This window comes from Streptomyces sp. NPDC001828 (assembly GCF_042892175.1).
Taxonomy (GTDB): Bacteria; Actinomycetota; Actinomycetes; order Streptomycetales; family Streptomycetaceae; genus Streptomyces.
In genome coordinates this window covers 35490-60448 of sequence record NZ_JBIATV010000011.1, presented here as the reverse complement: position 1 = coordinate 60448, position 24959 = coordinate 35490, and the positions used below count along the sequence as shown (strand labels likewise).

Below are 24959 nucleotides of genomic sequence, written 5' to 3'. Positions count from 1 at the left end.
GGGGTTCACTCGTGCCGCAGCGCTTCGATGGGCCGCAGGCTCGCGGCGCGGTTGGCCGGGTAGCCGCCGAAGAACAGCCCGATGGCCACCGCGATGGCGAAGGCTCCGACGACCGATTCGGGGATGATCACCGGCTTGATGCCGACGATCGTGAAGTGCGAGCCGATCAGGCCCGCCGCGACGCCGAGACCGCCACCGATCAGCGAAAGCAGGGTCGACTCGGCGAGGAACTGCCCGAGGATGACGCCGCGTGGCGCCCCGATGGCCTTGCGGATGCCGATCTCGCGGGTCCGCTCGGTCACCGTGACCAGCATGATGTTGGTGATGCCGATCCCGCCGACGAGCAGCGAGATCGCCGCCACCGCGCCGAGCAGCACCGTGAACGTCTTGTTGGTGTCCGCCTGCGTGGTGAGCAGGGAGGCCTGGCTGCTGACCCGGAAGTCGAGCGCGGTCGGGTCCTTGATGCCGTGCCGGCCCATCAGCACGGTGGTGATCTCGTTCTGCGCCTGGGTGGTGGCGTCGGCCGACTTGGCCTCGACGAGGATCTGGCCGATCGAACCGAACCCGGTGAAGGCGTTCTGCACGGTCGGCAGCGGCGCGATCACCACGTCGTCCGGGTCCTGGAAGCCGGTGCCGCCCTTGGTGGCGAGCACCCCGACCACCGTGAACGGCGTGCCCCCGAGCGTCATCTTCTTGCCGACCGGGTCCGCCGTGCCGAACACGTCGGTCGCCGTGGTCGAGCCGATCACGGCCACCTTGCGCGAGCCGAGCACATCGTCCGAGCTGAAGTAGTCGCCCTTGGTCACCTTGCTGTTGGACGCCTTGAAGTACGCCGGGTAGGTGCCGACGACCTGGCTCACCGTGTGCGAGGTGCCCTCGTAGAGCGCGCTCTGCGACGTGGTGGTCTCCGGGGCGACCGACTCGACGTGCGGCGCGGACGCCGGGTCGGCGAGCGCGCGCGCGTCGTCCACGGTCAGCGGCTTGGTGGCGGTGGCCGAGCGGGAGCCGCCGAAGCCGCCGCCCGAGGACACCGTGAGCGCGTTGGTGCCGAGCTTCTCGATCGAGTCCTTCACGGCCTGCGAGGAGCCGTTGCCCACCGCGAGAAGCACGATGACCGCGGCCACGCCGATCAGCACCCCGAGCATCGTCAGGGCGGAGCGCACCTTGTTCGCCGCGAGCCCGCCGAAGGCGAAGCGCAGCGTCTCGAAGGGGTTCACCGGGCGCCCCCGACCAGCGGGGCGCTGTCGCGCATCGCGGGCGGCGGCCCGTCGACGGGAGCCTGCCGCACATCGTCGACGATCCTTCCGTCGACCAGGCGGACGACCCGCTTGGCGTGCCGGGCCACCTCGTCCTCGTGGGTGATGAGGACGACGGTGCGGCCCGCCGCGTTCAGCCGGTCCACGACCGCGAGCACCTCCTCGGTGCTGTGGCTGTCGAGGTTTCCGGTGGGCTCGTCGGCGAGCAGCATCGCGGGCGCGGTGACCAGGGCGCGGGCCACGGCCACGCGCTGCTGCTGGCCGCCGGAGAGCTCGTTGGGCCGGTGGTCCATCCGGTCGGCGAGGCCCACCAGGGTCAGCGCGGCCTCGGCCCGCCGGCGCCGCTCGGCGGGCTTGACCCCCGCGTACGCCAGCGGCAGTTCGACCTGGGCGAGGGCGGGGGTGCGCGGCACCAGGTTGAAGGACTGGAAGACGAAGCCGATCTTGCGGTTGCGCACCAGCGAGAGCTGACGTTCGTCGAGTCCCCCGACGTGGATGCCGTCGAGCAGGTACCGGCCGGAGGTCGGCACGTCGAGGCAGCCCAGGATGTTCATCAGGGTCGACTTGCCGGAGCCGGAACTGCCCATCACGGCCACGAAGTCGCCCTGCTGGACGACCAGTTCGACCCCGAGCGCCGCCCCGCTCACCGGGTCCACGGGCCCGCTGAGCGCGTGGACCGCGGCGTCACCGTGACCGTACGTCTTGATCAGCGAGCGCACCTCGATCACCGGCGCCGGGGCCCAGGGCCCCTCGTCCGGCGCGGACTCGGGCAGTGCGGCCGCTCCGCGCGGCCACCGGAGCGGCGTCATCCGCGGCCACCCCCGCCGCCACCGGCGCGAGCGCCGCCGCCCGCGGTGCCGCCGCCCCCGCGCGTGCGCCCGGCGGTGCCGCCGCCGAAGCCGCCGGGGAAGGCGCCGCTCGGGAAGCCGCCCTGGCCGGTGGCCGACACGCTGGCCAGCTGTACCTGCTCGCCCTCGCTGAGCCCGCTGAGGATCTGGTCGGAGCTGTCGCCCTCCAGGCCCACCGTGACCGGGGTGCGCTCGGTGGTGCCGTCGGCCTTGACCACGGTCACCGTGCGGTTGGCGCCGGTGCCGGTCACCGCCGTGGTCGGCACCGAAAGGGCTCCGGACGCCTCGCCCGTGACGACCTGGATGCTCGCGCTGAGCCCGGTGCGCAGATCGGTGGTGGGGCTGGTGATGGCGAGAGTGGCCGCGTACTGCACGGCGCTTCCCGAGCCGCTGCTGCCGCCCCCGCCGGAGCCCGATCCGCTGCTGACGGGTAGTGAACTCACCGACAGGACCTTGGCGTTGAGAACGGTGCCGGACTCGGCGTTGAGGGTGACCGTCGCCGCCTGGCCGGGCTTCAGCTTGAGCGCGTCGGCCTCGGAGAAGTCCGCGGTGACCTGCATGCCGGACGGGTTGGTGAGCACCACGAACCCGGACAGGCCCGACGACGCCGACGAACTGGCGCTGTTGGAGCTGGAGTTGGAGCCGCCTCCCGAGCCGGTGCCGCTCGTGCCGTTGCCGCCGGTCCCGGTGACGGTGTCGCCCGTCTTCGCGGAAACGGACGCCACGGTCCCGGCCACCGGGGCGGTGAGCGTGGTGCCGTCCACCGCGCGCTGCGCGGCGTCCACCGCGTTCTGCGCCTGGGTGAGCTGGGCCTCGGCCTGCGCGAGCTGCGCCGGGTCGACCGTCGGCGTCGCGACGGGGGCGGACGCGGCATTGGCGCTGCCGCGCGTCGAGGAGCCGCCGGTGGAACCGCTCGCCGTGCTCGAACTCGCCTGGCCCTCCCGCACCTTGGTGAGGTTGGCCTGCGCCGCCGTCAGGGACGCCTCGTCCTGGGCCAGGGTCTCCTTGGCCGCGGTCGCGTCGACCTTGCCGAGGACCTGGCCGCGGGAGACCTTGTCGCCCGCCTTGACGTCGACCTCGGTGAGCCGGCCGCCGGTGGTGAAGTTCACCCCGGCGTCGCTCGGCGAGGCCAGCGCCCCGGACCCGGACACGGTGGCGAGGACCGTTCCCTTGGTGACCGCGACGGTCTTCTCGCCGGTCCGCGCGGGAGCGCTGTCGTGGCTGGTCACCGCGGCGTAGGCGCCACCGGCGCCGGCCAGGACGGCCACACCGAGCACCGAGTTGATCAGGACGGCTTTGCGCCGTCGTGGGAGCGCCTTCATGACGGCGGATCCTGGCCGCCCGCACTTTGGAACCCCTGGGAGCTTTCTGGGAGTTCCCTGGGAGCGCGAAGCCGGCCGGAACTTCGCATCAGGGACGTGCCGGTACGTACCGCACCACCTCCCGCGCCCCGGTGGTCCCTCGCGGGCCCCGACGCCCAGGGAACTCCCAGTCCTTCCCCCGGCGGCGCCCACCCTCGTGCGGTTCAGTCATGGGTCGCCGACGGCGTACACATCAGCGAAGCCGTCGTCCGCCCAACTGACCGAGGAGACACCGGACATGACCTGGACCAAGCGCAGGCCCGCCACCGCGCGTGCCGCGATCGCGGCACGGGCAGCGGTGTCCGCCGCCGCCGTCGCGGCGTGCGGCCTGCTCCTCGCGGCCTGCTCGTCCTCGGCCGCGAGCGGCAGCGCCCAGGCGAAGCCCACGGCCTCCGCGTCCGCCACGGCCAAGGGCATGGACGCCTACCGCCAGTGCCTGGCCCAGCACGGCGTCACGATGGCGCCGCGCCCGAGCGGCAGCGCACGGCCCAAGGGTGCGGGCAGGCCCAGCGGCGCCACCCGGCGGCCCGGCGGGGGAGGCGGCGGCTTCGGCGGCTTCGGGGGCGGGGCCTCCGCCGATCCGGCCCAGCGCCAGGCCGCGCAGGCCTGCGCGAGTGAGCGCCCGCAGTTCAACGGGCGGGGCGGGGGCGGTGCCGACAGCACCGCGATGAAGGCGTTCACCAGCTGCCTCAAGGACCACGGGGTGGTCCTGCCCTCGGCATCGCCGGGCGCCGGCGGCGGCATGCGCGGCCTCAACACCGCGGACCCCAAGTCCGCGGCGGCCCTCCAGGTCTGCAAGGCTCTGCTGCCGCAACGGCGTTCGGCCCCTCCGACCCCGTCCGCGAGCCCGACGGCCTGACCCCTGGCTTGGCATCTGCCTGCGGGCCGTGCGTGCTCGCTCGCGCGGTTCCCCGCGCCCCTGAGGCCTTGGGGGAGTTTGAGTACGAGCGCCGTTGAGGCGCGAACGGGGGTCTGGGGGCGGGGCCCCAGGGGCCCCGCCCCGCAGGGGGCTACACGTGCGGCCGGTGGCCGCGTTCCTGCTTGGGGAAGGACTGGTCCGCACCCGGCAGCGTCGGCTTCGGCAGAGTCGCCACCTCCCGCTTCGCCTCGGCCAACTGCTCCGCCGTGTCGTCCGGCAGCCGCGGCGGCTTGGGCGTACTGCTGTTGAAGCGGAACGCCGAGGTCAGGTCGCCGAAGGTACGGCGGCGCCACTGACTGATGTTGGGCTCCTTGACCCCGGTGAACTGCTCGAGGAACCGCAGCGCCGACGTGTGGTCGAAGGCCTCGCTCGCCACCCAGCCGCCGACCGTCCACGGCGAGACGATGATCGCCGGAACCCGGAAGCCACCGCCGATGGGCAGCCCGCCCACGAACTCGTCCGCCGTGCCCGCCTTCGGCGTCGGCGGCGGGACATGGTCGAACAGGCCGTCGTTCTCGTCGTAGTTGAGGATGAAGGCGGTCTTCGCCCACACCTTCGGGTTGGACGCGATGGCCTCGATCTTCTGCGCCACGAAGTCGGCCCCGGCGGCCGGCAGATAGTCCGGGTGCTCGGACTGGTAGCTCGTCGGCATGATCCAGGAGACGGCCGGAAGCCGGTCCGCCTCGGCGTCCTCCTCGAAGGTGCCCACGGGCTGCGGGCGCACCCCGCGCTCGTACAGCGCGGAGCCCGGCTTGGCGTCGCGGAAGCTCTGGAACTGCTCGAGCAGGTTGCAGCCGTAGTCGTCGTCCTGCTGGTAGACCTTCCAGCTGATCCCGGCGGCCTGGAGCCGCTCGGCGTACGTCGTCCAGCGGTACGGCGTGGGCGCGGTGTTGTTGAGCACCGGGCCGCCCTTCGTGCCGCCCGGGTCGATGCTGCCCGTCATCCAGTACAGCCGGTTCGGCCACGTCGGGCCGAAGACGGAGCTGTAGTAGTTGTCGCAGATGGTGAAGTTCTCCGCGAGCGCGAACTGGAACGGGATGTCCTCGCGCGTGTAATAGCCCATCACATAGGGCCCGTTGGCGCCGTCCGCCTTGCGGTGCGCGGGCAGCCACTGGTCCATCTTGCCGCCGTTCCAGGACTGGTGCTGCACCGCCCAGGCGTGGCTCGTGGACGGGATGGCCTGTGCGCTCGTGCTGCGCGTGTCCAGGTGGAAGGGCAGGAGATAGCCGCGCGGGTTCACCGCGTCCGGCTGGTAGAACACCGAGCGCCCGTTGGGCAGTTTGAGGGCGTTCGGATCGCTGAACCCCCGCACCCCCGACAGCGTGCCGAAGTAGTGGTCGAACGAACGGTTCTCCTGCATCAGCATGACGACGTGCCGCACGTCCCGCAGCGATCCGCTCCGGGGCGGTCCGGCGGCGACGGCCTTCTGGACACTGGGCGGCAGCAGGCTGAGGGCGGCCGCACCGCCGATCGCGCCGGCCGCCGATCCAAGGAGTCTGCGTCGTGTCAACTCGGCCATGAACGCCCCTTCCAGAGCTGTCGGTTGAGACCAGTGACGTGGACCTGCCAGTCAGTCTGGCTCTGTTCGATGTGGGGCGGTGGAGGCAACCGGTGAACTCGCGCCCAACGAAGGGCAAGGGCTTGCCCAAGCCCGGGCCCGAGCCTCACCGTCCCGCCGGACGGCCCTGCGCCAGGAGTGCGCCCCACAGCGAAGCCCCTAGGCCGGGTCCGCCGGGCCGGCGAGGATCTCGTCCTGGTGCGGTAGTACCAGGTCTCGCCATGCCGCTTCGGTGGCGGCGCGGGCGTGTTCGTCGTAGAACCCCGCCTGGGTGAGCCTCAGTCGTGTCCCCGCGCCGTGCGGGGTGAGCTCGACGGTGACCACCGTCTCCGCCCCGGCCGTGCCTCCCCGCCCGGTCACCCAGGTCAGTTCGACGAGCCGGTCGGGTTCGAGCCGCAGGAACCGGCCGTAGTGCGGGGCCCGGACCGTGGGCCCGCCCGGCTGCGGCGCGTATTCAGTCTCGAAGAAGAACGGCATGTTGACGCGGGGCGTCATCGCGACCGATCCGGGAGCCGCGAACCAGCGGTCGAACTGGTCCGTCCACGCGCGGTAGACGGCGTGCGGATCCGCCCGCATCTCGCGCTCGACGACGAGGCGGTGCGGCCGGTCGGACAGATCGGGGACACGGGAGGGGCCGCTGTTCATGGTGGCGGTGCTCCGTTCTGCACGGGGAGCCAGGACCGCGATCACCTCAAGGGGCCCGCGCTCGCGCCGGGTTGACGGCATGCGGTCTGGCACTGGTTGATCCATCGGACAGCGTCTAGTCTCGACGGGCCTGACGGGTAGTCAGCATAGGGAAGGGGAGAGGCGTTGATCGACACCCTGGACCGGCGGGTCGGCGAGGGCGAGGAACGGATCCGGCTCGATGTCACTCGTACGGGAATCGGCGTCCTCACCCTGTGCCGGCCCGAGACGCTGAACGGGTGGAGCTGGGAGGCCAGCCGTCAACTGGGGCTGCTCGCCGACCGGATCCGCTTCGACGAGTCGGTCAGGGTCGTCCTGCTGCGGGCCGAGGGCCGCGCGTTCTGCGCCGGGATCGACGTGACCGCCCCGGGCGGAGCCATCACCGGACGCTCCCCGGCCGAGCGCACCCACCGCTACTACGAGGGCATCCGCTGGGCCCATGAACGCTTCGCCGCCTTCGCGCGCCTTCCCCAGCCCGTGATCGCCGCGGTGCAGGGCTACTGCCTCGGCTTCGGCTTCGAGCTGGCCCTGATGGCCGACATCAGGATCGCCGCCGACGACGCCGTGTTCGCGCTGCCGGAGACCGGCATCGGGGTGGCCGTCGACGCGGGCGGCGATCTGCGCGTCGCCCGTGACGCGGGCGCCGGCTGGGCCAAACTCCTCGCGCTCACCGGCCGCCGCATCGACGCCGCCACCGCCGAACGCATCGGGATCGTTCAACAGGTCGTGAAAGGTGCCGAGTTGGAGGCTGCCGGCCAAGAACTCGCGGCCGAGATCGCGGCCAACGCACCCCTGGCCGTCCGGTCCGTCAAGCGGAACATCGACGCCTTCGCCGACGCGGGCCTGGCCGAGGCCCTGGACCGCACGGCCCTCGCCGCGGCCCTCACCCTCACCTCGGAGGACGCCCGTGAGGGCTACTCCGCCAAGGCCGGCCGGCGCCCTCCGGCCTTCGGAGGGACGTGAGGAGGCGGCCGTGCTACTGCCCGAACGGCCCGCGTCCGAGCTGCTCCCGCACGCTGTTCACCGGCGGCGTCACCAGGGCGCGCCGCTGCCAGTTGGCCCCGTCCACCACCAGGGTGTGACCGCTGATGAAACGGGCGTAGGGGGAGGCGAGGAAGGTGGCCGCCCAGCCGAGCTCGCGGGGCATCCCCACCCTCAACGCGGGCTGCCGCAGCGCCAGTTCTCCCTCGTCGGCGGCCCGGTCGAGGCCCGCGCGAATCGCCTCGGGCAGATCGCGGTGCGGCATCAGGCCGGGCACCAGGCCGTTGACCTGGATGCCGTACGGGCCCCACTCGACGGCCAGGGTCTCGACGAGATTGCGTACGCCCGCCTTGGCCGCCGCCGAGTGCGCGTGGCCCGGGCCGCCGGTCCAGGCGTACGAGGCGCCGATGTTGATCACCGAGCCGGGGGTGCCGGCCGCGAGGTGGCGGCGGCCGAACTCACGCGTCATGAACCACGTCCCGGTCAGCGTGATGTCGAGGACCGCGCGCCAGGCGTTCGGCGACAAGTCCTCCGCCGGAGAAGGGAAGTTGGCGGCCGCGTTGTTCACCAGGACGGACGGCGGGCCGAGCGCCGATTCGGCCGCGTCGAAGACCTCGGCGATGCGCTCCGGCTCCCTGATGTCGCACACCGATGTCACCACCCGCCCGCCGAGTCCGGCCAGCTCCTCCTGGGCGGCCCGCAGCCGGTCGGCCGAGCGGCTCACGATCACGAGGTCGGCGCCGAGCCGCGCGAACTCGGCGGCCATCGCCTTGCCGAGCCCCGAACCGCCCCCGGTGACCAGGACGACGCTGCCGTCGTACGTGCCCGGCGGCAGCGCGCACGAGCCGAGCGGGGGAGGCGCGGGCAGCCCGGGGTGCGGGGGCCGTGGCGGCGGTGCGGGGGCATCCATGGCGTATCTGTACCGGCTGGCACCGCAAACCACCATGGCCGTGCGGGGATCGGTCGTGCGGCGGCGGGAAGCTCCCCGCCGCCGAGGGGGAGGGCCCCCGGAGGTGCCGGCGCCCCCGGCGGGGCCCGATCCGGCGAGCCCTTTCCCTCGGGACAAGCGACCGCTTAGTATGCCCAGGAGCAGTGGAACGTACTCAGCGGTACGCAGCCGTATCGCGCCCGGCGTGTGGAGGCCCCCGAATGCAGGCATGGCGAGTGCACGAGAACGGCGAGCCGGGCGAGGTGATGCGGCTCGACGAGGTCGACCGGCCCGTGCCGGGCGCCGGCCAGGTGCTGCTGAGGGTGCGTGCCGCGAACATCAACTTCCCGGACGCGCTGCTGTGCCGCGGCCAGTACCAGATCCGGCCGCCGCTGCCGTTCACGCCGGGCGTGGAGGTCTGCGGCGAGACCGAGGACGGCCGCCGGGTGATCGCCAACCCCGCGCTGCCGCACGGCGGGCTCGCCGAGTACGTCGTCGCCGACGAGGCGGCCCTGCTGCCCGCGCCCGAGGCGCTCGACGACGCCGAGGCCGCCGCCCTGCACATCGGCTACCAGACCGGCATGTTCGGCCTGCACCGCCGCGGACACCTCCAGGAGGGCGAGACGCTGCTCGTGCACGCCGCCGCCGGAGGAGTGGGCAGCGCGGCCGTCCAGCTCGGCAAGGCCGCCGGGGCCCGGGTCATCGGCGTCGTCGGCGGGCCCGAAAAGGCGGCGGTGGCACGGGAGTTGGGCTGCGACCTGGTCATCGACCGGCGCGCGGACGACATCGTGGCCGCCGTGAAGGAGGCCACCGGCGGGCGGGGTGCCGACGTCATCTACGACCCGGTCGGCGGCGACGCCTACGCCAAGTCCGCGAAGTGCGTCGCCTTCGAGGGGCGGATCGTGATCGTCGGCTTCGCGAGCGGATCCGTCCCGGCGCCCGCGCTCAACCACGCCCTGGTGAAGAACTACTCGATCGTCGGACTGCACTGGGGCCTGTACGCGCAGAAGGACCCGGCCTCGATCGCGCGCTGCCACGAGCAGCTCACCAAGCTCGCCGCCGAGGGCGCCGTCAAGCCGCTCATCAGCGAGCGGGTCCCGCTGAAGGACGCGGCGGCCGCCGTGCAGCGCGTCGCCGACGGCACGACCACCGGCCGTGTGGTCGTCCTCCCGGACGGAGCCGCCCGATGACCGACGCCGCCGAACTGCGCACCCGCACCCGCGAGTTGCTCGCCGCGCACCCGCCCGGCGACACCGAGCCGCTCGACTTCCTCAAGGCCCGCTTCGACGCCGGGCTCGCCTGGGTGCACTACCCCGTGGGTCTCGGCGGCCTCGATGTGCCGCGCTCGCTCCAGGCCGTCGTCGACGCCGAACTCGCCGCCGCCGGGGCGCCCGACAACGACCCCCGCAGGATCGGCATCGGCCTCGGCATGGCCGCGCCCACCGTCCTCAAGTACGGCACCGAGGAGCAGAAGCGGCGCTTCCTGCGGCCGCTGTGGGTGGGCGAGGAGGTCTGGTGCCAGCTGTTCAGTGAGCCCGGCGCCGGCTCCGACCTCGCCGCGCTCGGCACCCGCGCGGTGCGCGACGGGGACGACTGGGTGGTCGACGGGCAGAAGGTGTGGACCTCCAGCGCCCATCTCGCGCGCTGGGCCATCCTCATCGCCCGCACCGACCCCGCGCTGCCCAAGCACCAGGGCATCAGCTACTTCATCTGCGACATGACCGACCCTGGCGTCGAGGTCAGGCCGCTGCGGCAGATCACCGGCGAGGCCGAGTTCAACGAGGTCTTCCTCACCGGGGTGCTCATCCCCGACGCCCACCGGCTCGGCGGGATCGGCGAGGGCTGGAAGGTCGCCCAGACCACCCTCATGAACGAGCGGGTCTCCATCGGCGGCATGCGCATCCCGCGCGAGGGCGGCATGATCGGCCCGGTCGCCCGCGCCTGGCGGGAGCGGCCGGAACTGCGCACCCACGACCTGCACCAGCGGCTGCTCACCCTGTGGGTGGAGGCGGAGGTCGCCAGGCTCACCGGCGAGCGGCTCCGCCAGCAGCTGGTGGCGGGCCAGCCCGGCCCCGAGGGCTCCGGCATGAAGCTGGCCTTCGCCCGCCTCAACCAGGAGATCAGCGGTCTGGAGGTCGAACTCCTGGGCCAGGACGGCCTGTTGTACTCGGACTGGACCATGCGCAGGCCCGAACTCGTCGACTTCACCGGCCGTGACGCCGGATACCGCTACCTGCGCTCGAAGGGGAACTCCATCGAGGGCGGCACGAGCGAAGTGCTGCTCAACATCGTCGCCGAACGCGTACTCGGCCTGCCCGCCGAGCCGCGCAACGACAAGGACGTCGCCTGGAAGGACCTGGCCCGATGACCGCCGAAGAAGCCACCCCGGACCTGCTGTACTCGGAGGCCGAGGAGGACCTCAGGGCAGCCGTGCGCTCCCTGCTCACCGACCGCACCGACACCCCCGCGGCCCTCGCCCGCGCCGAGTCGGACACGCCCTACGACCCGGAGCTGTGGCGTGCGCTCGGCGCGGGGATGGAGCTCGCGGGGCTGCTCGTGCCCGAGAAGCTCGGCGGCCAGGGTGCCTCGCACCGGGAGGCCGCCGTGGTCCTGGAGGAGATCGGCCGCTCGGTGGCCCCGGTCCCGTTCCTCACCAGCGCCGTGATCGCCACCGAGACCCTCCTCGCGCTGGACGCCGAGAACACCGAAGTGGCGTCACTGGTACGGGAGTTGGCGTCAGGGCACCGGACCGCGGCCCTCGTGGTGCCGTTCTCGGCGGGTCCGTACACGGTGCGGCTGCCCGGGGCGCTGACCGGGACCGTCTCGGCGGTCGCCGACGCGGCCACGGCCGATGTACTGCTCGTGCCGACGGGCGAAGGCCTGTACGCCGTCGACGCCGCCGAGGCCACGGCCGTCCCGCTCACCCCGCTCGACCTGACCCGCCCGCTCGCCGCCGTCACCCTCGACGGTCTGCGCGGTACCCTCCTCGCCGGGCCCGACGCCACGCTCGCGGCGGTCCGCCGAGGACTGCTCGCCGGGGCCGGACTGCTCGCCTCCGAGCAGCTCGGGGTCGCCGAGTGGTGCCTGGGCGAGACGGTGGCGTACACGCGGGAGCGCAAGCAGTTCAACCGGCCGGTCGGCTCCTTCCAGGCGCTCAAGCACCGGATGGCGCAGCTCTGGCTGGAGGTCGTCTCGGCGCGGGCCGCCGCCCGCAACGCCGCCGACGCTCTGGCGGCCGGCAGCTCCGAGGCGCAGCTCGCGACGGCGGTCGCCCAGGCGTACTGCGCCCGGGTGGCGGTGCACGCCGCCGAGGAGTGCGTCCAGCTGCACGGTGGCATCGGCATGACGTGGGAGCACCCCGCCCACCTCTATCTGAAGCGCGCCAAGTCGGCCCAGATCGCGCTCGGTTCGGCCGGCGAACACCGGACGGCGCTCGCCGGGCTCGTCGGCCTGCAAGCCCCCTGACGGCAGCCGGCGCCGACCGCGTTCCCCGGCCAACGGCGCGCGATCGATGACGGCGCGACCCGCCCACAGCAGCCGTCACCCCCGGCCCCGGCCCACGCCCCCCACGTGGACCGGGGCCCACCGCTTTTGACCAGCCCTTTACGTGCGGGTTTAATTGCGATTCGTTCGCAATAGCAGTTGATCTTCAGCAAGGGGTGTGGGCCGCATGACCGCCCGTTCCATACGTGCCACGGCCGCCGCCGTGCTGGCCGGGGTGCTCGCCATTGGCGCGGGTGCCTGCTCGAACCCCGGTGGCGGGTCGGGCGGGAGCGGGAAGAAGGACTCCGCGGTCGTCGGCATCGCGTACGAGCCCGAGACGCTCAGCCCGCTGCTCGGTTACGGCAAGGACGGCAACTCCAAGCTGTTCGACGGACTGCTCGCCTTCGACGCCGACATGAAGCTGCGGCCCGCGCTCGCCACCGCGCTGCCCGAGGTCGGCGCCGACCGCCTCACCTACACGTACAAGCTGCGCCAGGGCGTGAAGTTCAGCGACGGCAAGCCGTTCTCGGCCAAGGACGTCGTCTTCACCTACACCAAGATCCTCGATCCCAAGACCAACAACCCGTCCAAGGGCGAGCTCGACGCGGTGAAGTCCGTCGAGGCCAAGGGCGACGACACGGTGGTCTTCACGCTCAAGTACCCCTACGCCCCGTTCGCCGAGCGGACCGTGCTGCCGATCGTCCCCGAGCACGTCGCGGCCCCGCAGGACGTCAACTCCGGCGCCTTCTCCGGCGCCCCCGTCGGCACCGGCCCGTACACCCTCGTCAAGTGGTCACGGGGCGAGAAGATCACCTTCGCGGCCAACCCCACGTACTGGGGCGGCGCCCCCGCGGTGAAGAAGTTCACCATGGCGGTCATCAAGGACGACGACGTCCGCGCCACCCGGCTGCGCGCGGGCGACCTCGACGGCGCGATCCTGCCGCCGAACCTCGCCAAGACCTTCAAGGGCGACAAGGGCAAGAAGACGTACACCGCGAAGACGTACGACTACCGCGACGTCACCCTGCCCACCGGCAACAAGGTCGCCGGCGACACCGCCGTGCGCCGGGCACTCGACCTCGCCGTGGACCGCGAGGCCATGGTCGACCGCATCCTGGAAGGCGCCGGCAAGCCCGCCTACGGACCGGTGCCCACCGGCAGCGAGTGGTTCGCCGCCGGCACCGAGCGCGCCCACGACCTCGACCGCGCCAAGCGGCTCCTGGACGAGGCGGGCTGGAGGCCGGGCGCCGACGGGATCCGCGAGAAGGACGGCGTCAGGGCCGCCTTCCCGCTCTGGTACCTCTCGGGCGACAAGCTCCGCCAGGACCACGCCCTCGCGTTCGCCTCCGACGCCAAGAAGGCGGGCATCGCCGTCACCACCCAGTCCGGCACCTGGGAGGTCATCGAGCCCCGGATGAAGCAGGACGCGGTCCTCGCCGGCGGCGGCTCGCCGGGCGACCCCGACTTCGACCAGTACAACCTGCTCAAGTCCTCGCTCGCGGGCGACGGCTTCAACAACATGGCCTCCTACGCCAACCCCACCGTCGACAAGGCCCTCGACGACGCCCGCCGCAGCGGCGACCGGACCGTCCGCAAGTCGGCGTACGACACCATCCAGCGCGAACTCGTGAAGGACCCCGGCTACACCTTCCTCACGCACATCGACCACCTCTACGTCGTCAACGACACCTGGGACGGACTGTCCACACAGGTCGAGCCGCACGACCACGGACTCGCGTCCGGACCCTGGTGGAACGTCGAGAAGTGGGCGCCGAAGAAGTGAGCCGCCGCCTCCCCTGGGGGGCGATGGCCCGGATGACGGGACGGCGGATCCTGTCCGCCGTCCCCGTCCTGCTCGTCGTCACCTTCGGCGTCTTCGCGGTCGCCGCCGCCTCCCCCTTCGACCCCGTCAAGGCGTACGCGGGCACGGCCGGGCTCAGTGCCTCGCAGGCCGACCTGGACCAGCTGCGCGCCAACCTCGGCGTGGACCAGCCGCTCGTGCACCGCTGGTGGGACTGGCTCACCTCGGCCCTCACCGGTGACCTCGGCGACTCCAGCGTGCTGCGCCAGCCCGTCGCCGACGTCATCGCCGAACGCGTCGGCTGGTCGGCGCTCCTTGCCGCGACCGCCTTCGGCCTCGCGATCCTGCTCGGCACCGCCCTCGGCGTGCTCGCCGCACGCCGCCGGGGCGGCTTGCTCGACCGCTCGGTCAGCTCCGCCGCCTACACCCTCGAAGCCGCCCCGGCCTTCTGGCTCGGCCTGCTCGCCATCTGGCTCTTCGCCCTCAGACTCGACGCGTTGCCGGCCGGCGGCCTCACCGACACCGCGAGCGACACCGTCACGGCCGGACAGGTCATCAGCCATCTCGTGCTCCCGGCCGCCGTGCTCGGCATCTCCCAACTGCCCTGGTTCTTCCTGTACGTACGCCAGGGAGTCGGCGACGCGCTCGCGGAGGACCCGGTACGCGGGGCGCGCGCCCGCGGCCTCGCCGAACGCACCGTCCTGACCGGGCACGCGCTGCGCTCCGGGATGCTCCCCATGCTGACCCTGATCGGCTCCCGGGTGCCCGAGCTGATCACCGGCGCGCTGCTCGTCGAGACCGTGTTCAGCTGGCCCGGCATCGCCGCCGCCACCGTTCAGGCCGCGACCTCCGTCGACTTCCCGCTGCTCGCCGCGCTCACGGTGTTCGCGACCCTCGCCGTGCTCCTCGGCAACCTCCTCTCCGACCTCCTGTACGGACTCGCCGACCCGAGGGTGGGATTCGATGGCTGACGTGCTCGCCACCCGGTCGGCCCGGGCCGCGCGGGTGGGCGCCTCGGCCGCCGTCATGGCGGCCGTCGTGCTCGCCGTCCTTCTCGTACCGCCGCTCGTCCAGCTCGACGAGCAGGCCGTGGACCTGGCCCGCAAGCTTCAACCCCCTTCCTGGGGGCACCCGTTCGGCACCGACGACGTGGGCCGCGACCTGCTCCTGCGCTGTGTGTACGGGCTGCGGGTCTCGCTGATGGTGGGGGTCGTCGCGGCCCTCGCCGCCACGTTCGTCGGCACCGCGGTGGGCGCGGTCGCCGGAGCGTTCGGCGGCTGGACCGACCGGGTCCTGATGCGGCTCGTCGACACCTTCTCGTCCGTACCGCACCTGCTGCTCGGCATCTTCGTCGTGGCGATGTTCCGCCCGGGTGTCTGGCCGGTCGTGGTGTCGGTCGCCCTGACGCACTGGCTGTCCACGGCCCGCATCGTCCGCTCCGAGATCCTGTCGCTGCGCTCCCGGCCCTACATCGACGCGGCGATCTCGGGCGGCGCCTCACGATGGCGGGTCGCGGTGCGCCATCTGCTGCCCGGTGTGCTGCCGCAAGCCGGTCTCGCGGCCGTTCTCATGGTGCCGCACGCCATGTGGCACGAGTCCGCCCTGTCGTTCCTCGGCCTCGGGCTGCCCGCCCACCAGGCGAGTCTCGGCAACCTCGTGCAGGGCGCGCGCGGCTCGCTGCTCGCGGGGGACTGGTGGCCCACCCTGTTCCCCGGCCTCCTCCTGATCGTGCCCACCCTCGCCATCGCGGGCCTCGCCGGGGCCTGGCGGGAACGGCTCAGCCCCCGCCGCCGATCGGAGCTGATGCTGTGACCGCGCTGTCCGTACGGAACCTCTCCGTACGCTTCCGGATGCGGGGCGGCGGCCACATCGCCGCCGTCACCGACGCCACCTTCGACCTGGCGGCGGGGGAGTGCCTCGCGCTCGTCGGCGAGAGCGGCTGCGGAAAGTCGGTGCTCGCCTCCGCGCTGCTCGGCCTGCTGCCCGCCAACGCCACCCGCGAGGGCGCCGCGCTGCTCGACGACGGCACGGACCTGCTCGCCGCCGACGAGCGCTCGCTCGCCCGCACCATCCGGGGCCGGCGCATCGGCCTCGTACCGCAGAGCCCGGCCGCCCACCTCACTCCCGTACGCACGGTCCACAGCCAACTGGCCGAGGCCGTGAGGGAGTTGACGGACGTTCCGCGCCGGAGACTCGGGCTCGCGACGCGGGCCGCGGCGGGACGGGCCGCCTTTCCCAACGACCACCTCGACCGCTACCCGCACGAACTGTCCGGCGGCCTGGCCCAGCGCGCCGCGACCGCCCTCGCCCTCGTGGGGGACGCGCCCCTGCTGCTCGCCGACGAACCGACGACCGGCCTCGACCGGACCCTGGTCGAGCGTACGGCCGACGAACTCCGCCGTACCGTCGACGAGGGCCGGGCGCTCCTGATGATCACCCACGATCTCGCGGCGGCCGCCCGGATCGCGGACCGGGTCGCCGTGATGTACGCGGGCCGTATCGTCGAACTCGCCGATGCCACCAGGTTCTTCGGCGAGCCGGGTCCCCGGCACCCGTACGCTCGTGGTCTGCTCGATGCCCTGCCGGAACGTTCCTTCAGGCCGATTCCCGGTATGCCGCCGGAGTTGGGGGACCTCCCGGCGGGGTGTGCTTTCGCACCTCGCTGCGAGCGGGCCGACGCGCTCTGCGGCACCCAGCCGCGGTTCGACGGCCGGACCGCCTGCCACCACGCCCCTGCGGAGGACACCAGCCGTGCTTGAGCTCAGCAACATCACCGCCGGCTACGAGCGGGGCAAGCCCGTCGTGCGGGACGTGAGCCTGGCCGTGGCCCGAGGCGAGGCGGTCGGCCTGCTCGGCCCCAGCGGCTGCGGCAAGTCCACCCTCGCCAGGGTCGCCGCCCTGCTGCACCGGCCCGACGCCGGAACCGTCGTCCTCGACGGCACCACCGTCCACGACTACCGCCACCGCGCCCCACGGGCCCTGCGCACCACCGTGGGCGTCGTCTTCCAGTCGCCCCGGCTCTCCGCCGATCCGAGGCTCAGGCTGCGCGACCTGATCGCCGAGCCGCTCAAGGCGACCGGGCGGCGCATCGAGATCCGCGAGCGGGTCGACGAGCTGGCCCACGCGGTCGGCCTCGGCGGCGACCTGCTGACCAGGGGCGCCCACGAGGTCAGCGACGGCCAGCTCCAACGCGCCTGCCTGGCCCGGGCGTTGGTGCTGCGTCCGCGTCTGCTGATCTGCGACGAGATGACCGCCATGCTGGACGCCTCGACCACGGCCGCCCTGGTCGCGGCGGTCGAGGCCTACCGCCGCGAGACCAAGGCGTCGCTGCTGGCCGTCGGCCACGACCAGGTGCTCCTCGACCGCTGGTGCGACCGCACGGTCAGCTGGGCGGCGCCGGCCGCGGCGTGAGCGGCCGCATGCGGGCTGTGCCGGTCCGGCGGGCCCACCTGCGGCGGACGAGGCCCGTTGCCCGGGCCGGAACCCCGCGGAGACCGCGCCGGACTCTGTAACGCCCCGGACGGGTCCCGCGCCGGTCGGCGACGCGCAGGCGAAGGTCCGGCCAACTCCGGCTCGTCGCGCGCCGGTTGAGCGTGCCGCCCCGCATACTCGGTCGCGTCCGCCCGTCGTCCCCGGGAGCGCACCCATGGACCGTCCCACCCGCCGCACTGCCCTCGCCGCCCTCACCGCGGCCGTCGCCGTGCCCGCCCTGGCCGGCACCGCCCGCGCGGCCGGGCAGCCCTCCGGGCCCGCGCCCCTGCGCCGGACCCACGCGCACAACGACTACGAGCACACCCACCCCCTCTTCGACGCCCTCGCACACGGGTTCACCAGCGTCGAGGCCGACATCTTCCTCGTCGACGGACAGCTCCTCGTCGGCCACGACCCGGCCGAGCTCGATCCGATCCGCACCCTGGAATCCCTCTACCTGGATCCCATCCGCCGCCTGATCAGGGCCAACCACGGCTCCGTGTACCGGAACTGGGGGCACCCGCTCCAGCTCCTGATCGACATCAAGAGCGAGGGCGCGGCCACCTACCGCGAACTCGACCGGCGGCTGCGCCCCTACCGCGCCCTGCTCAGCTCGTACGACCACGGCCGGGTGCACACCGGGGCCGTCACCGCGGTCGTCTCCGGCGACCGGGGTGCCCGTGGGCCCATGGAGGCGCAGCGGGAGCGGTACGCCTTCTACGACGGGCGGCTCGACGACCTCGGGACGGCCGCCACCGCCTCCCTCATCCCGCTCGTCAGCGAGGCCTGGACCGACCACTTCACCTGGACCGGCGCCGGCCCCTTCCCCGCCGCCGAACGCGCCCGGCTGCGCGACCTGGTGGCCCGCACCCACGCGGACCGCCGGCGCCTGAGGTTCTGGGCGACGCCCGATGCGGCCGGACCCGAACGCGACGCCCTGTGGCGCGAGCTGTACGCGGCCGGGATCGACTGGTTCAACACCGACGACCTCGCGGGCCTTGAGGCCTTCCTCCGCCGCGCTCACACCGGGTAACGGGATCACGCGCAGTCAACACCCGTACGGCGGACATGTCTTGAGCCGGTCGGCGGCGTCTCCTCCGCCACACTGTCGCCCGAATGCCGCGAATCCGGCGCGGCGGAGGAGGCTCGTCATGGCTGTCTCGATCTCGGTGGTCCTGTTGCTGGTGGTCCTCGCGGCGATCTTCCTGAGGAGCGGCGGGCTCAAGCTCTCGCACGCCGTCGTCTGCGCCCTGCTCGGCTTCTTCCTGGCCGGTACGAGCATGGCGGCCACCATCCAGGACGGGCTCAACGCGACGGCGGGCGTGGTCGGTAGCCTCAAACCATGACTCAGGCCCGCCCGAAGATCACCGACGCGCAGCGGCGTGCCCGCCTCGGCGCCCGCCACCTGCTCTCCCCGGCCGCCCGTGCGAGCACCTCGGAGGCGGTCGCCGAGGCGGTGCTCGCGCTGCACGCCACCGACCCCGCGTCCGTGTACCTCTCCGTCGCGGCCCGCCTCAAGGAGCCGTCCGTGGTGGACCTGGAGCGCGCGCTGTACGAGGACCACACGCTGGTGCGGATGCTCTGCATGCGGCGCACGATGTTCGTGGTGCCGCGCGAGCTCGCCCCCGTCGTGGACGCCTCGACCGCGCGCGCCGTGGCCGCGCGCGAGCGCCGGAACCTGGTCAGGGACATCCAGGAGCAGCTCGGTTTCGGCGAGGGCTGGTTCGCCGAGACCGAGGCGGCGGTCCTGGCCGCGCTCGACGAGCGCGGGGAGGCGACGGCGGCCCAACTGGCCGACGCCGTACCGGACTTGAAGTCGAAGATCGTCCAGTACGAGGGCAAGCCGTACGAGGCGCGGCCCCGCATCACCAGCCGGTTCATCGGCGTGATGGCCGCGGAGGGCCGCATCAGGCGCGGCCGCCCGCTGGGCACGTGGGCGTCCAGCCAGTACCGCTGGATCCCCGCCGAGCCGCACCCCGAACTGCCCCTGGACGAGGCGAAGGCGCGGCTGGCCGCGCGGTACCTGGCGGCGTTCGGCCCCGCCACCACCGAGGACGTCAAGTGGTGGACGGGCTGGACCCTCACCGACACCCGCAAGGCGCTGGCCCGCACCGAGGCGGTGGAGGTCGACCTCGACCGCGGCCCCGGCCACGCTCTGCCCGCCCAGCTGGAAGCGCCCGCCGAGCCCGAGCCCTGGGTCGCGCTGCTTCCCGCGCTCGACCCCACGCCCATGGGCTGGCGCGACCGGGACTGGTACTTCGACGCCGGCCACAGGTCCGAGCTCTTCGACACCAACGGCAACGTCGGGCCCAGTGTGTGGTGCGACGGGCGCGTCGTGGGCGGCTGGACCCAGCGGGCCGACGGGGAGATCGTCACGGAACTGCTGGTGACGGACGGGGTGGGGCGGGAGGCCCGCGCGGCCATCGACGGCGAGGCGGCCCGGATCGCCGCGTTCTTCGCCGACGTGCGCATCAAGCCGAGCTTCCGCACTCCGCTGGAGCGACGGCTCGCCGGGTGAGGCGGTCCAACTGGGTTTCCGCGGGCCTGTGTTGCATGCTCATGAAGCAAACATGAAACAGCCTCACCTTCCATGGACAGTTGAGGCGGCCGGCCCTAACGTCCGGTGGCGGCGCGACGACCGTCGTATGTACGCACACCAAGGAGCCGCATGTCCCGCAGAGCGCTCGCCCGCGCACTGGCCCTGACGCTCGCCGTATCCGCGAGCACCCTCGTGGGCCCGGCCGGCGTCCGGGCCGCCGAGATACCCAAGGCCCCCGGCCACCGTCTGGTCAGCCCGTACGAGGGCGCCCCCGCGACCGCGCAGCCGGTCCCCGCGCCGGCGCCCGCCCAGAACCCGTTCATGGCGCCCAACGGCCGCAACGGCATGCACGGCGACTCCTGGGGGAGCGGCACCCACCCGTACTCCGGGCCGCTGGGCCGCGACCCCCAGGTCACCAGCGAGCAGATCGCACCGCTGGGCGGTGAGTGCGCGACCGCCACCTTCGACACGGCGGGCCGGCTCCTCACCGTCTGCGGCACCTTCCAGGGCTTCAAGCTGAAGCTCCTCGACCCGCACAGCCTGGCCACCCTCGCCGAGTACCAGCTGCCGCAGCGCTCCTCCACCGTCGAAGCGATCACCCGGCTCGACTTCGAGAAGATCTTCAAGGACACCTCGGGCGGCGCCTACTTCTACCTCGACAACCAGGACCGGGTGGTCCTCGCCGACTCCCGCCACCACATCCTGCGGATCGCGCACCACCAGGCGGCGGACGGCAGTTGGTCCTTCGCCGTCGACGACGACTGGGATCTCAGCGGCGTGGTCCCGCACGACTGCGTCAGCTGGACCAACCTCTTCCCCAGCGGCACCTGCGACCCCGTGACCTCGGTGATGCCGGACTGGCAAGGGCGCATCTGGTGGGTGACCCGGCTCGGCCGCGTCGGCACGGTCGACCCGGCGACCGGGGCCATCCACTCCACCCAGCTGGCCGGCGAGGAGATCCAGAACTCGTTCTCGGTGGCCGAGGACGGCGTCTCCATCGTCTCCGACCACGCCCTGTACAGCTTCCGGGCCGCAGCCGACGGCACCCCCGTCGTGCGATGGCGCCAGACCTACGACCGGGGGACCGGCACCAAGCCCGGCTCGGTGAACCAGGGTTCGGGCACCACCCCGGACCTGTTCGGCGACGGTTACGTGGCGATCACCGACAACGCCGACGACCGCATGAACGTCGTGGTCTACCGACGCGGCGACGACGTGCCCGACGGGCAGCGCGAGGTGTGCCGGATCCCCGTCTTCGGCTCCGGCCGGTCGACCACCGACAACTCCCTGATCAGCTGGGGCAACAGCCTCGTCGTGGAGAACAACTACGGATACGAGAACCTCACGTCGCTCACCTTCGGCCGCAGCGTCGTCGGCGGAGCCACCCGGATCGACGTGCGCGCGGACGGCAGCGGCTGCGACACCGTGTGGCAGAGCGCCGTGCGCTCGCCCTCCGTCGTGCCGAAGCTGTCCACGGCCAACGGGCTCGTGTACTTCTACGAGAAGGAGCCCAACGCGCTCGGCATCGACGCCTGGTACCTGACCGCCGTCGACTTCCGTACGGGCGCGGTCCGTTGGAAGAAGCTCACCGGAACCGGCCCCGCCTACGACAACAACTGGGCGCCGATCACCATCGGCCCGGACGGCACCGCGTACATCGGGGTCTTCAACGGCATCGTGGCCGTGCACGACCGGGGCTGAGGACGGGCGGCGGGCGCTCAGATCAGGCGCGACCGGATGAGGAACCGCACCCCTTCCGGCGCCTCCAGCGAGAACCCGCTGCCGCGGCCCGGCACCACGTCGACGATCAGCCGGGTGTGCCGCCACAGCTCGTACTGGCTCGTCGACATCCAGAACGGCACGGGCTCCTCGACGCCCTCCACCGCGAGGGAGGCGAGCAGGACGTCGGAGCCGCCGGTGCGGAACTCGCCGGCCGGATAACACATGGGCGCGCTGCCGTCGCAGCAGCCGCCCGACTGATGGAACATCAGAGGCCCGTGTGCCGCCCGCAGCGTGCGCAGCAACTCGCCCGCTGCGGGCGTGAGTTCAACGGCCCCGGGTGCTCCGGGCGTTGGAGCTGCGGCCGGCTCCGGTCGGTCCCCGGGTGTCATCTCTCCCTCGCTCCTCCGGACCGCGCGGCGGCCCCCTGCGGGCCGTGCCGCGCGGATCCGGCAACTCACCTCACCATGCCCGGGGTTGCGGGCGGGTTGCAACGTCAGACGAGGTCCATCGCGGCCACCTCGTCGGGGCTGCCGTAGCTGACCGGCCCCTGGAAGCGGTGACGTGCGGTCGCGAACCACCAGACGGTGGCGATGAGCAGCACCACGCCCAGCGCGATCGGCGCGTAGTTGAACGAGTCGACGGTGATCGGGGAGACCTGCGGCAGCATGAAGAGCACGCTGCTGAGCACGATCCAGATCACGGCGATCGCCGCGACCGGCCGGCCCCAGCGTCCCAGGTGCCAGGGGCCGGGCTGGAAGTCGTCCAGCCGCAGCCGCAGGAAGATGGGCACGCCGTACGCCAGGTACAGGCCGACCACGTTGACGCTGACGATGGCGGTGAAGGCGGTGTGCGACCACCAGCCCGGGATGATCAGCACGAGCGCGCAGACGGCGGCGAGCCACACCGCCTTCACGGGCGTACGGGTGCGCAGCGACACCGAGTGCCACCAGCGCGAGCCGGGCATGGCGCCGTCGCGCGAGAAGGCGAAGATCTGGCGGGTGTTGCTGGTCATGTTGGCCAGGCCGCAGAACAGCATGGCGCCGATCACGATCAGCAGGAGCAGCTTGGCGGTGCCCATGCCGAGCGCGTCGATGAGGATCTGCACGGGCGGTGCCGCCGCGCCGATCTCGGCCGCGTAGTCCCGGATCGCGTACACCAGGGCGAGCATCAGGACGAGCCCGGCCAGCGCCGAGTAGATGATCGCGCGCATGATGCCCTTGGGCGTGTTGACGGTGGCCTGGACCGTCTCCTCGGACATGTGGAAGCTGCCGTCGAAGCCGGTGAACGTCCAGCTCGTGACGAGCAGGCCGAGCATCGCGGCGTACAGGCCGTTGTCGAAGCCGGTGCTGTTGACGAAGTGCGTCGCGAACGAGACCGGCTGGTGCGAGGAGGGCTTCACGGTGAGCGCGACGACGATCACCACCATGCCGATCAGGAGCCACCACACGGAGATCCGGTTCACCACGGCGACCAACTGCACGGTGTAGGTGTTGGCGAGCGCCTGGAGCAGCAGGATCGCCGTGGCGATGCCGACGGTCTCCTGCGGGGTGCCCTCGTAGGACGGCCACTGCATGGTGATGAACGCCTGGATGAAGGTGGCGGCGGCGTAGTTGGTCGCGGCCGTGCCGCCGACCTGGCCGACGAAGTTCAGCCATCCCGTGTACCAGGACCAGGCACCGCGGTGACGCTTGGCGAGCTTGCCCGCCGAGAAGTACAGGGCCCCGCTGGTGGGGTAGGCGGAGGCGATTTCACCCATCGCGGCGCCCACGAACAGCACCATGACGGAGACGCCGATCCACCCGAAGATGAGAATCCGGGGGCCGCCGGCGCCCATTCCGAAACCGAATGCGGAGAAAATTCCAGAGATTATGTTGATGATGGTGAAGGATATGGCGAAATTGTCGAAGGCGTGAAATCTCCGGGTGAGCTTCCGGGGATATCCCATCGCATGCAGAGTGGCGTCGTCGTCCAGTGCCACGGATGTTTCCCGGTCTCGGCCGGGTGGGCGCGTACGGGATTTCTGATCGGACACAGTGGCAACCTTTCCTCGGGGATGAAAAGACGCGTGGGTCTCGTGGCCGGGCCGTCGTCGCCCGGTGGTGGTCAGGCGGGCGCGGGGGTCGGGAGCCCGCAGGAGCGCCTGGCCCTGGTCAGCTGTTCCCCGGGATCGCCGAACACGCTCCAGGGCATGCGCGAGGCGTAGGGGCCCATGGCCGTGAGGACTTCCCGTGCTTCGAATTCGCGCTTCGCCATGAACAGGGCGTGCGCGAGATAGGCGAGATCGAGGACCGGCGTGAAACGGTAACTCGCGGCCTGGGGAAACCAGTTGTGATAAATCCCGAGCGTTGTCGTGGTCCACTGGGGCTGCTGCCAGGTGTGATCGGCGAGCAGGGCCTTCGGGTCGTAGTCCTCGACGAGCGCGACCAGGGGAAGCAGGCGCAGCGCGGAGGTGGCGGGCGCCCGGTGGCTGAGGAACGAGGCGACGTCCCACCGCGCGCTCGCCGAACCGCCGTACCGGGTGAAGAAGCAGGCCAGAAACCGGTGGTGGGCCTCGCGGTGCCAGGGGTCGAGCCGCAGTACGTGGGAGAACATCTGCCAGGGCCCGGGCGGCGCGGTCAGGAGCCCCCGGGGGGCGGGGTCGCGGGGCCCGTCGATACGGGCCAGGGCGAGTTGGGCGGCCCAGGGGGTGGGATCCTGCGGCAGCAGTCGCGCCGCCCGCACGCAGGCCGCCTGTGCTATGCGCAGCAGGGCGTCGGCCCGCGAGTCGCCCGCGTCGGCCATCCGCAGCGCCCGGATCATCGCCACGCGCGCCCCCAACAGGGCTGCCTCCGGGCCGGGTTCCTCCGCCATCCAGCGTTCCGCGAGGTCGGAGTCGGCCGCCTCGGACGCCAGGACCAGCGAGCGGTGCGCCCTCAACTCCCAGTCCCCGCGCGCCTCTTGGAGCACGTTGTGGGCGCCCAGGTAGCGTCCGGCGCGCACGTCGGTGCACGCCCGTGCCAGCTCGCGATCGTCGGCCGCCGGATGCCACACGTAGTGTCCCTCGAACGAGCCGGCAGCCACGATCCTCTCCCCGTCCCCGCAGACCACACCCTGCGCCCTACGAATTCCAGCCATGCGGAATTACGCCGGAGCCCGAGCGCTTACGCAGGTTCACCGACAGCGACCCACACCTTACTCATCCTTTAGGCATATCGAAACTCGCCGTCCGGATTATCTGCTTCCGTGCCCATTGGGAAGCGGGCGGCGGCGCGCTTATTCATTGGCTTCGAGTCAGTTTTCGATGGCGCATTCCCGCCCCTGTCGCATGGGTATGCAGCTGGCATATGCCAGAACGTATGAGCGGTGCTCGCGGCGCGGCCCGGGCCGCGCCGCGAGCGTCCGGCGCCGTCACAAAAGTCCAAGCCCGGT

The 24959-nt window shown here is 72.4% G+C and carries 23 protein-coding genes; 14 read left to right on the top strand and 9 right to left on the bottom strand.

Annotation, left to right across the window (positions count from 1 at the left end):
• Positions 1–5: 5 nt before the first annotated feature.
• Genes ACFYZA_RS27595 through ACFYZA_RS27585 form a run of 3 tightly spaced genes read right to left on the bottom strand, consistent with a single transcriptional unit; the run spans position 6 to position 3426 of the window.
• Positions 6–1217, bottom strand: a complete 1212-nt coding sequence (locus ACFYZA_RS27595) for an ABC transporter permease (protein ID WP_388493273.1) — start codon at positions 1215–1217, stop codon at positions 6–8.
• Positions 1214–2065 (bottom strand): ABC transporter ATP-binding protein, encoded by an 852-nt coding sequence (locus ACFYZA_RS27590; RefSeq protein WP_382591218.1) that lies wholly within the window; start codon positions 2063–2065, stop codon positions 1214–1216. Before ACFYZA_RS27590 ends, ACFYZA_RS27595 begins: the two co-directional genes overlap by 4 nt.
• Positions 2062–3426 (bottom strand): efflux RND transporter periplasmic adaptor subunit, encoded by a 1365-nt coding sequence (locus ACFYZA_RS27585; RefSeq protein ID WP_388493271.1) that lies wholly within the window; start codon positions 3424–3426, stop codon positions 2062–2064. The genes ACFYZA_RS27590 and ACFYZA_RS27585 overlap by 4 nt, the downstream gene beginning before the upstream one ends.
• 277 nt (positions 3427–3703) lie before the next feature.
• Here ACFYZA_RS27585 and ACFYZA_RS27580 point away from each other — a divergent pair, with 277 nt between their 5' ends.
• Positions 3704–4324, top strand: a complete 621-nt coding sequence (locus tag ACFYZA_RS27580; RefSeq protein ID WP_388493269.1) for a hypothetical protein — start codon at positions 3704–3706, stop codon at positions 4322–4324.
• Positions 4325–4475: 151 nt separating this feature from the next.
• Here ACFYZA_RS27580 and ACFYZA_RS27575 read toward each other — a convergent pair whose 3' ends face one another.
• Both ACFYZA_RS27575 and ACFYZA_RS27570 read right to left on the bottom strand, forming a co-directional pair.
• Positions 4476–5903: an alkaline phosphatase family protein gene (locus tag ACFYZA_RS27575; RefSeq protein WP_382591210.1), complete on the bottom strand. Its 1428-nt coding sequence runs from the start codon at positions 5901–5903 to the stop codon at positions 4476–4478.
• A 198-nt stretch (positions 5904–6101) separates the two neighbouring features.
• Positions 6102–6587: an SRPBCC domain-containing protein gene (locus ACFYZA_RS27570; RefSeq protein WP_382591207.1), complete on the bottom strand. Its 486-nt coding sequence runs from the start codon at positions 6585–6587 to the stop codon at positions 6102–6104.
• Positions 6588–6752: 165 nt separating this feature from the next.
• Between ACFYZA_RS27570 and ACFYZA_RS27565 the strand changes: the two genes are divergently transcribed.
• Entirely contained in the window at positions 6753–7589 is an 837-nt protein-coding gene (locus ACFYZA_RS27565; protein ID WP_388493267.1) for an enoyl-CoA hydratase/isomerase family protein, read from the top strand.
• Between the two features lie 13 nt (positions 7590–7602).
• Here the strand turns inward: ACFYZA_RS27565 and ACFYZA_RS27560 are convergent, their stop codons facing one another.
• Positions 7603–8517 (bottom strand): SDR family oxidoreductase, encoded by a 915-nt coding sequence (locus tag ACFYZA_RS27560; RefSeq protein WP_388493265.1) that lies wholly within the window; start codon positions 8515–8517, stop codon positions 7603–7605.
• Between the two features lie 239 nt (positions 8518–8756).
• Here ACFYZA_RS27560 and ACFYZA_RS27555 point away from each other — a divergent pair, with 239 nt between their 5' ends.
• From ACFYZA_RS27555 to ACFYZA_RS27500, 12 genes are all read left to right on the top strand, one after another.
• Entirely contained in the window at positions 8757–9725 is a 969-nt protein-coding gene (locus tag ACFYZA_RS27555) for an NADPH:quinone oxidoreductase family protein (RefSeq protein ID WP_382591199.1), read from the top strand.
• Positions 9722–10903 (top strand): acyl-CoA dehydrogenase family protein, encoded by a 1182-nt coding sequence (locus ACFYZA_RS27550; RefSeq protein WP_388493262.1) that lies wholly within the window; start codon positions 9722–9724, stop codon positions 10901–10903. Before ACFYZA_RS27555 ends, ACFYZA_RS27550 begins: the two co-directional genes overlap by 4 nt.
• The gene (locus ACFYZA_RS27545) at positions 10900–12000 is read left to right on the top strand and encodes an acyl-CoA dehydrogenase family protein (protein WP_388493261.1); all 1101 of its coding nucleotides are present in this window, start codon (positions 10900–10902) and stop codon (positions 11998–12000) included. The genes ACFYZA_RS27550 and ACFYZA_RS27545 overlap by 4 nt, the downstream gene beginning before the upstream one ends.
• Before the next feature lie 205 nt (positions 12001–12205).
• Complete coding sequence (locus ACFYZA_RS27540) at positions 12206–13801, top strand: ABC transporter substrate-binding protein (protein ID WP_388493260.1); 1596 nt, start codon at positions 12206–12208, stop codon at positions 13799–13801.
• Between the two features lie 23 nt (positions 13802–13824).
• A complete protein-coding gene (locus tag ACFYZA_RS27535; protein ID WP_382591390.1) occupies positions 13825–14790 on the top strand; it encodes an ABC transporter permease in 966 nt (321 codons plus the stop codon).
• The gene (locus tag ACFYZA_RS27530) at positions 14783–15631 is read left to right on the top strand and encodes an ABC transporter permease (RefSeq protein WP_388493257.1); all 849 of its coding nucleotides are present in this window, start codon (positions 14783–14785) and stop codon (positions 15629–15631) included. Before ACFYZA_RS27535 ends, ACFYZA_RS27530 begins: the two co-directional genes overlap by 8 nt.
• A 38-nt stretch (positions 15632–15669) precedes the next feature.
• Positions 15670–16578, top strand: a complete 909-nt coding sequence (locus ACFYZA_RS27525) for an ABC transporter ATP-binding protein (RefSeq protein WP_388493529.1) — start codon at positions 15670–15672, stop codon at positions 16576–16578.
• Positions 16571–17230: an ABC transporter ATP-binding protein gene (locus ACFYZA_RS27520; protein ID WP_382591184.1), complete on the top strand. Its 660-nt coding sequence runs from the start codon at positions 16571–16573 to the stop codon at positions 17228–17230. Before ACFYZA_RS27525 ends, ACFYZA_RS27520 begins: the two co-directional genes overlap by 8 nt.
• Before the next feature lie 235 nt (positions 17231–17465).
• Positions 17466–18323 carry a phosphatidylinositol-specific phospholipase C/glycerophosphodiester phosphodiesterase family protein gene (locus tag ACFYZA_RS27515; RefSeq protein WP_388493255.1) on the top strand — a complete coding sequence of 286 codons (858 nt, stop codon included), beginning with the start codon at positions 17466–17468 and terminating at the stop codon, positions 18321–18323.
• 118 nt (positions 18324–18441) lie between these two features.
• Positions 18442–18636, top strand: a complete 195-nt coding sequence (locus ACFYZA_RS27510; RefSeq protein ID WP_382591178.1) for a hypothetical protein — start codon at positions 18442–18444, stop codon at positions 18634–18636.
• Positions 18633–19808: a winged helix DNA-binding domain-containing protein gene (locus ACFYZA_RS27505; RefSeq protein ID WP_382591175.1), complete on the top strand. Its 1176-nt coding sequence runs from the start codon at positions 18633–18635 to the stop codon at positions 19806–19808. The genes ACFYZA_RS27510 and ACFYZA_RS27505 overlap by 4 nt, the downstream gene beginning before the upstream one ends.
• Positions 19809–19958: 150 nt before the next feature.
• Complete coding sequence (locus ACFYZA_RS27500) at positions 19959–21530, top strand: hypothetical protein (RefSeq protein WP_388493252.1); 1572 nt, start codon at positions 19959–19961, stop codon at positions 21528–21530.
• A 17-nt stretch (positions 21531–21547) separates the two neighbouring features.
• Here ACFYZA_RS27500 and ACFYZA_RS27495 read toward each other — a convergent pair whose 3' ends face one another.
• From ACFYZA_RS27495 to ACFYZA_RS27485, 3 genes are all read right to left on the bottom strand, one after another.
• Complete coding sequence (locus tag ACFYZA_RS27495) at positions 21548–21940, bottom strand: DUF779 domain-containing protein (protein WP_388493250.1); 393 nt, start codon at positions 21938–21940, stop codon at positions 21548–21550.
• A gap of 104 nt (positions 21941–22044) precedes the next feature.
• Positions 22045–23496 carry an amino acid permease gene (locus ACFYZA_RS27490; RefSeq protein ID WP_382591166.1) on the bottom strand — a complete coding sequence of 484 codons (1452 nt, stop codon included), beginning with the start codon at positions 23494–23496 and terminating at the stop codon, positions 22045–22047.
• Between the two features lie 158 nt (positions 23497–23654).
• A complete protein-coding gene (locus ACFYZA_RS27485; protein WP_382591163.1) occupies positions 23655–24611 on the bottom strand; it encodes a hypothetical protein in 957 nt (318 codons plus the stop codon).
• Positions 24612–24959 lie beyond the last annotated feature (348 nt).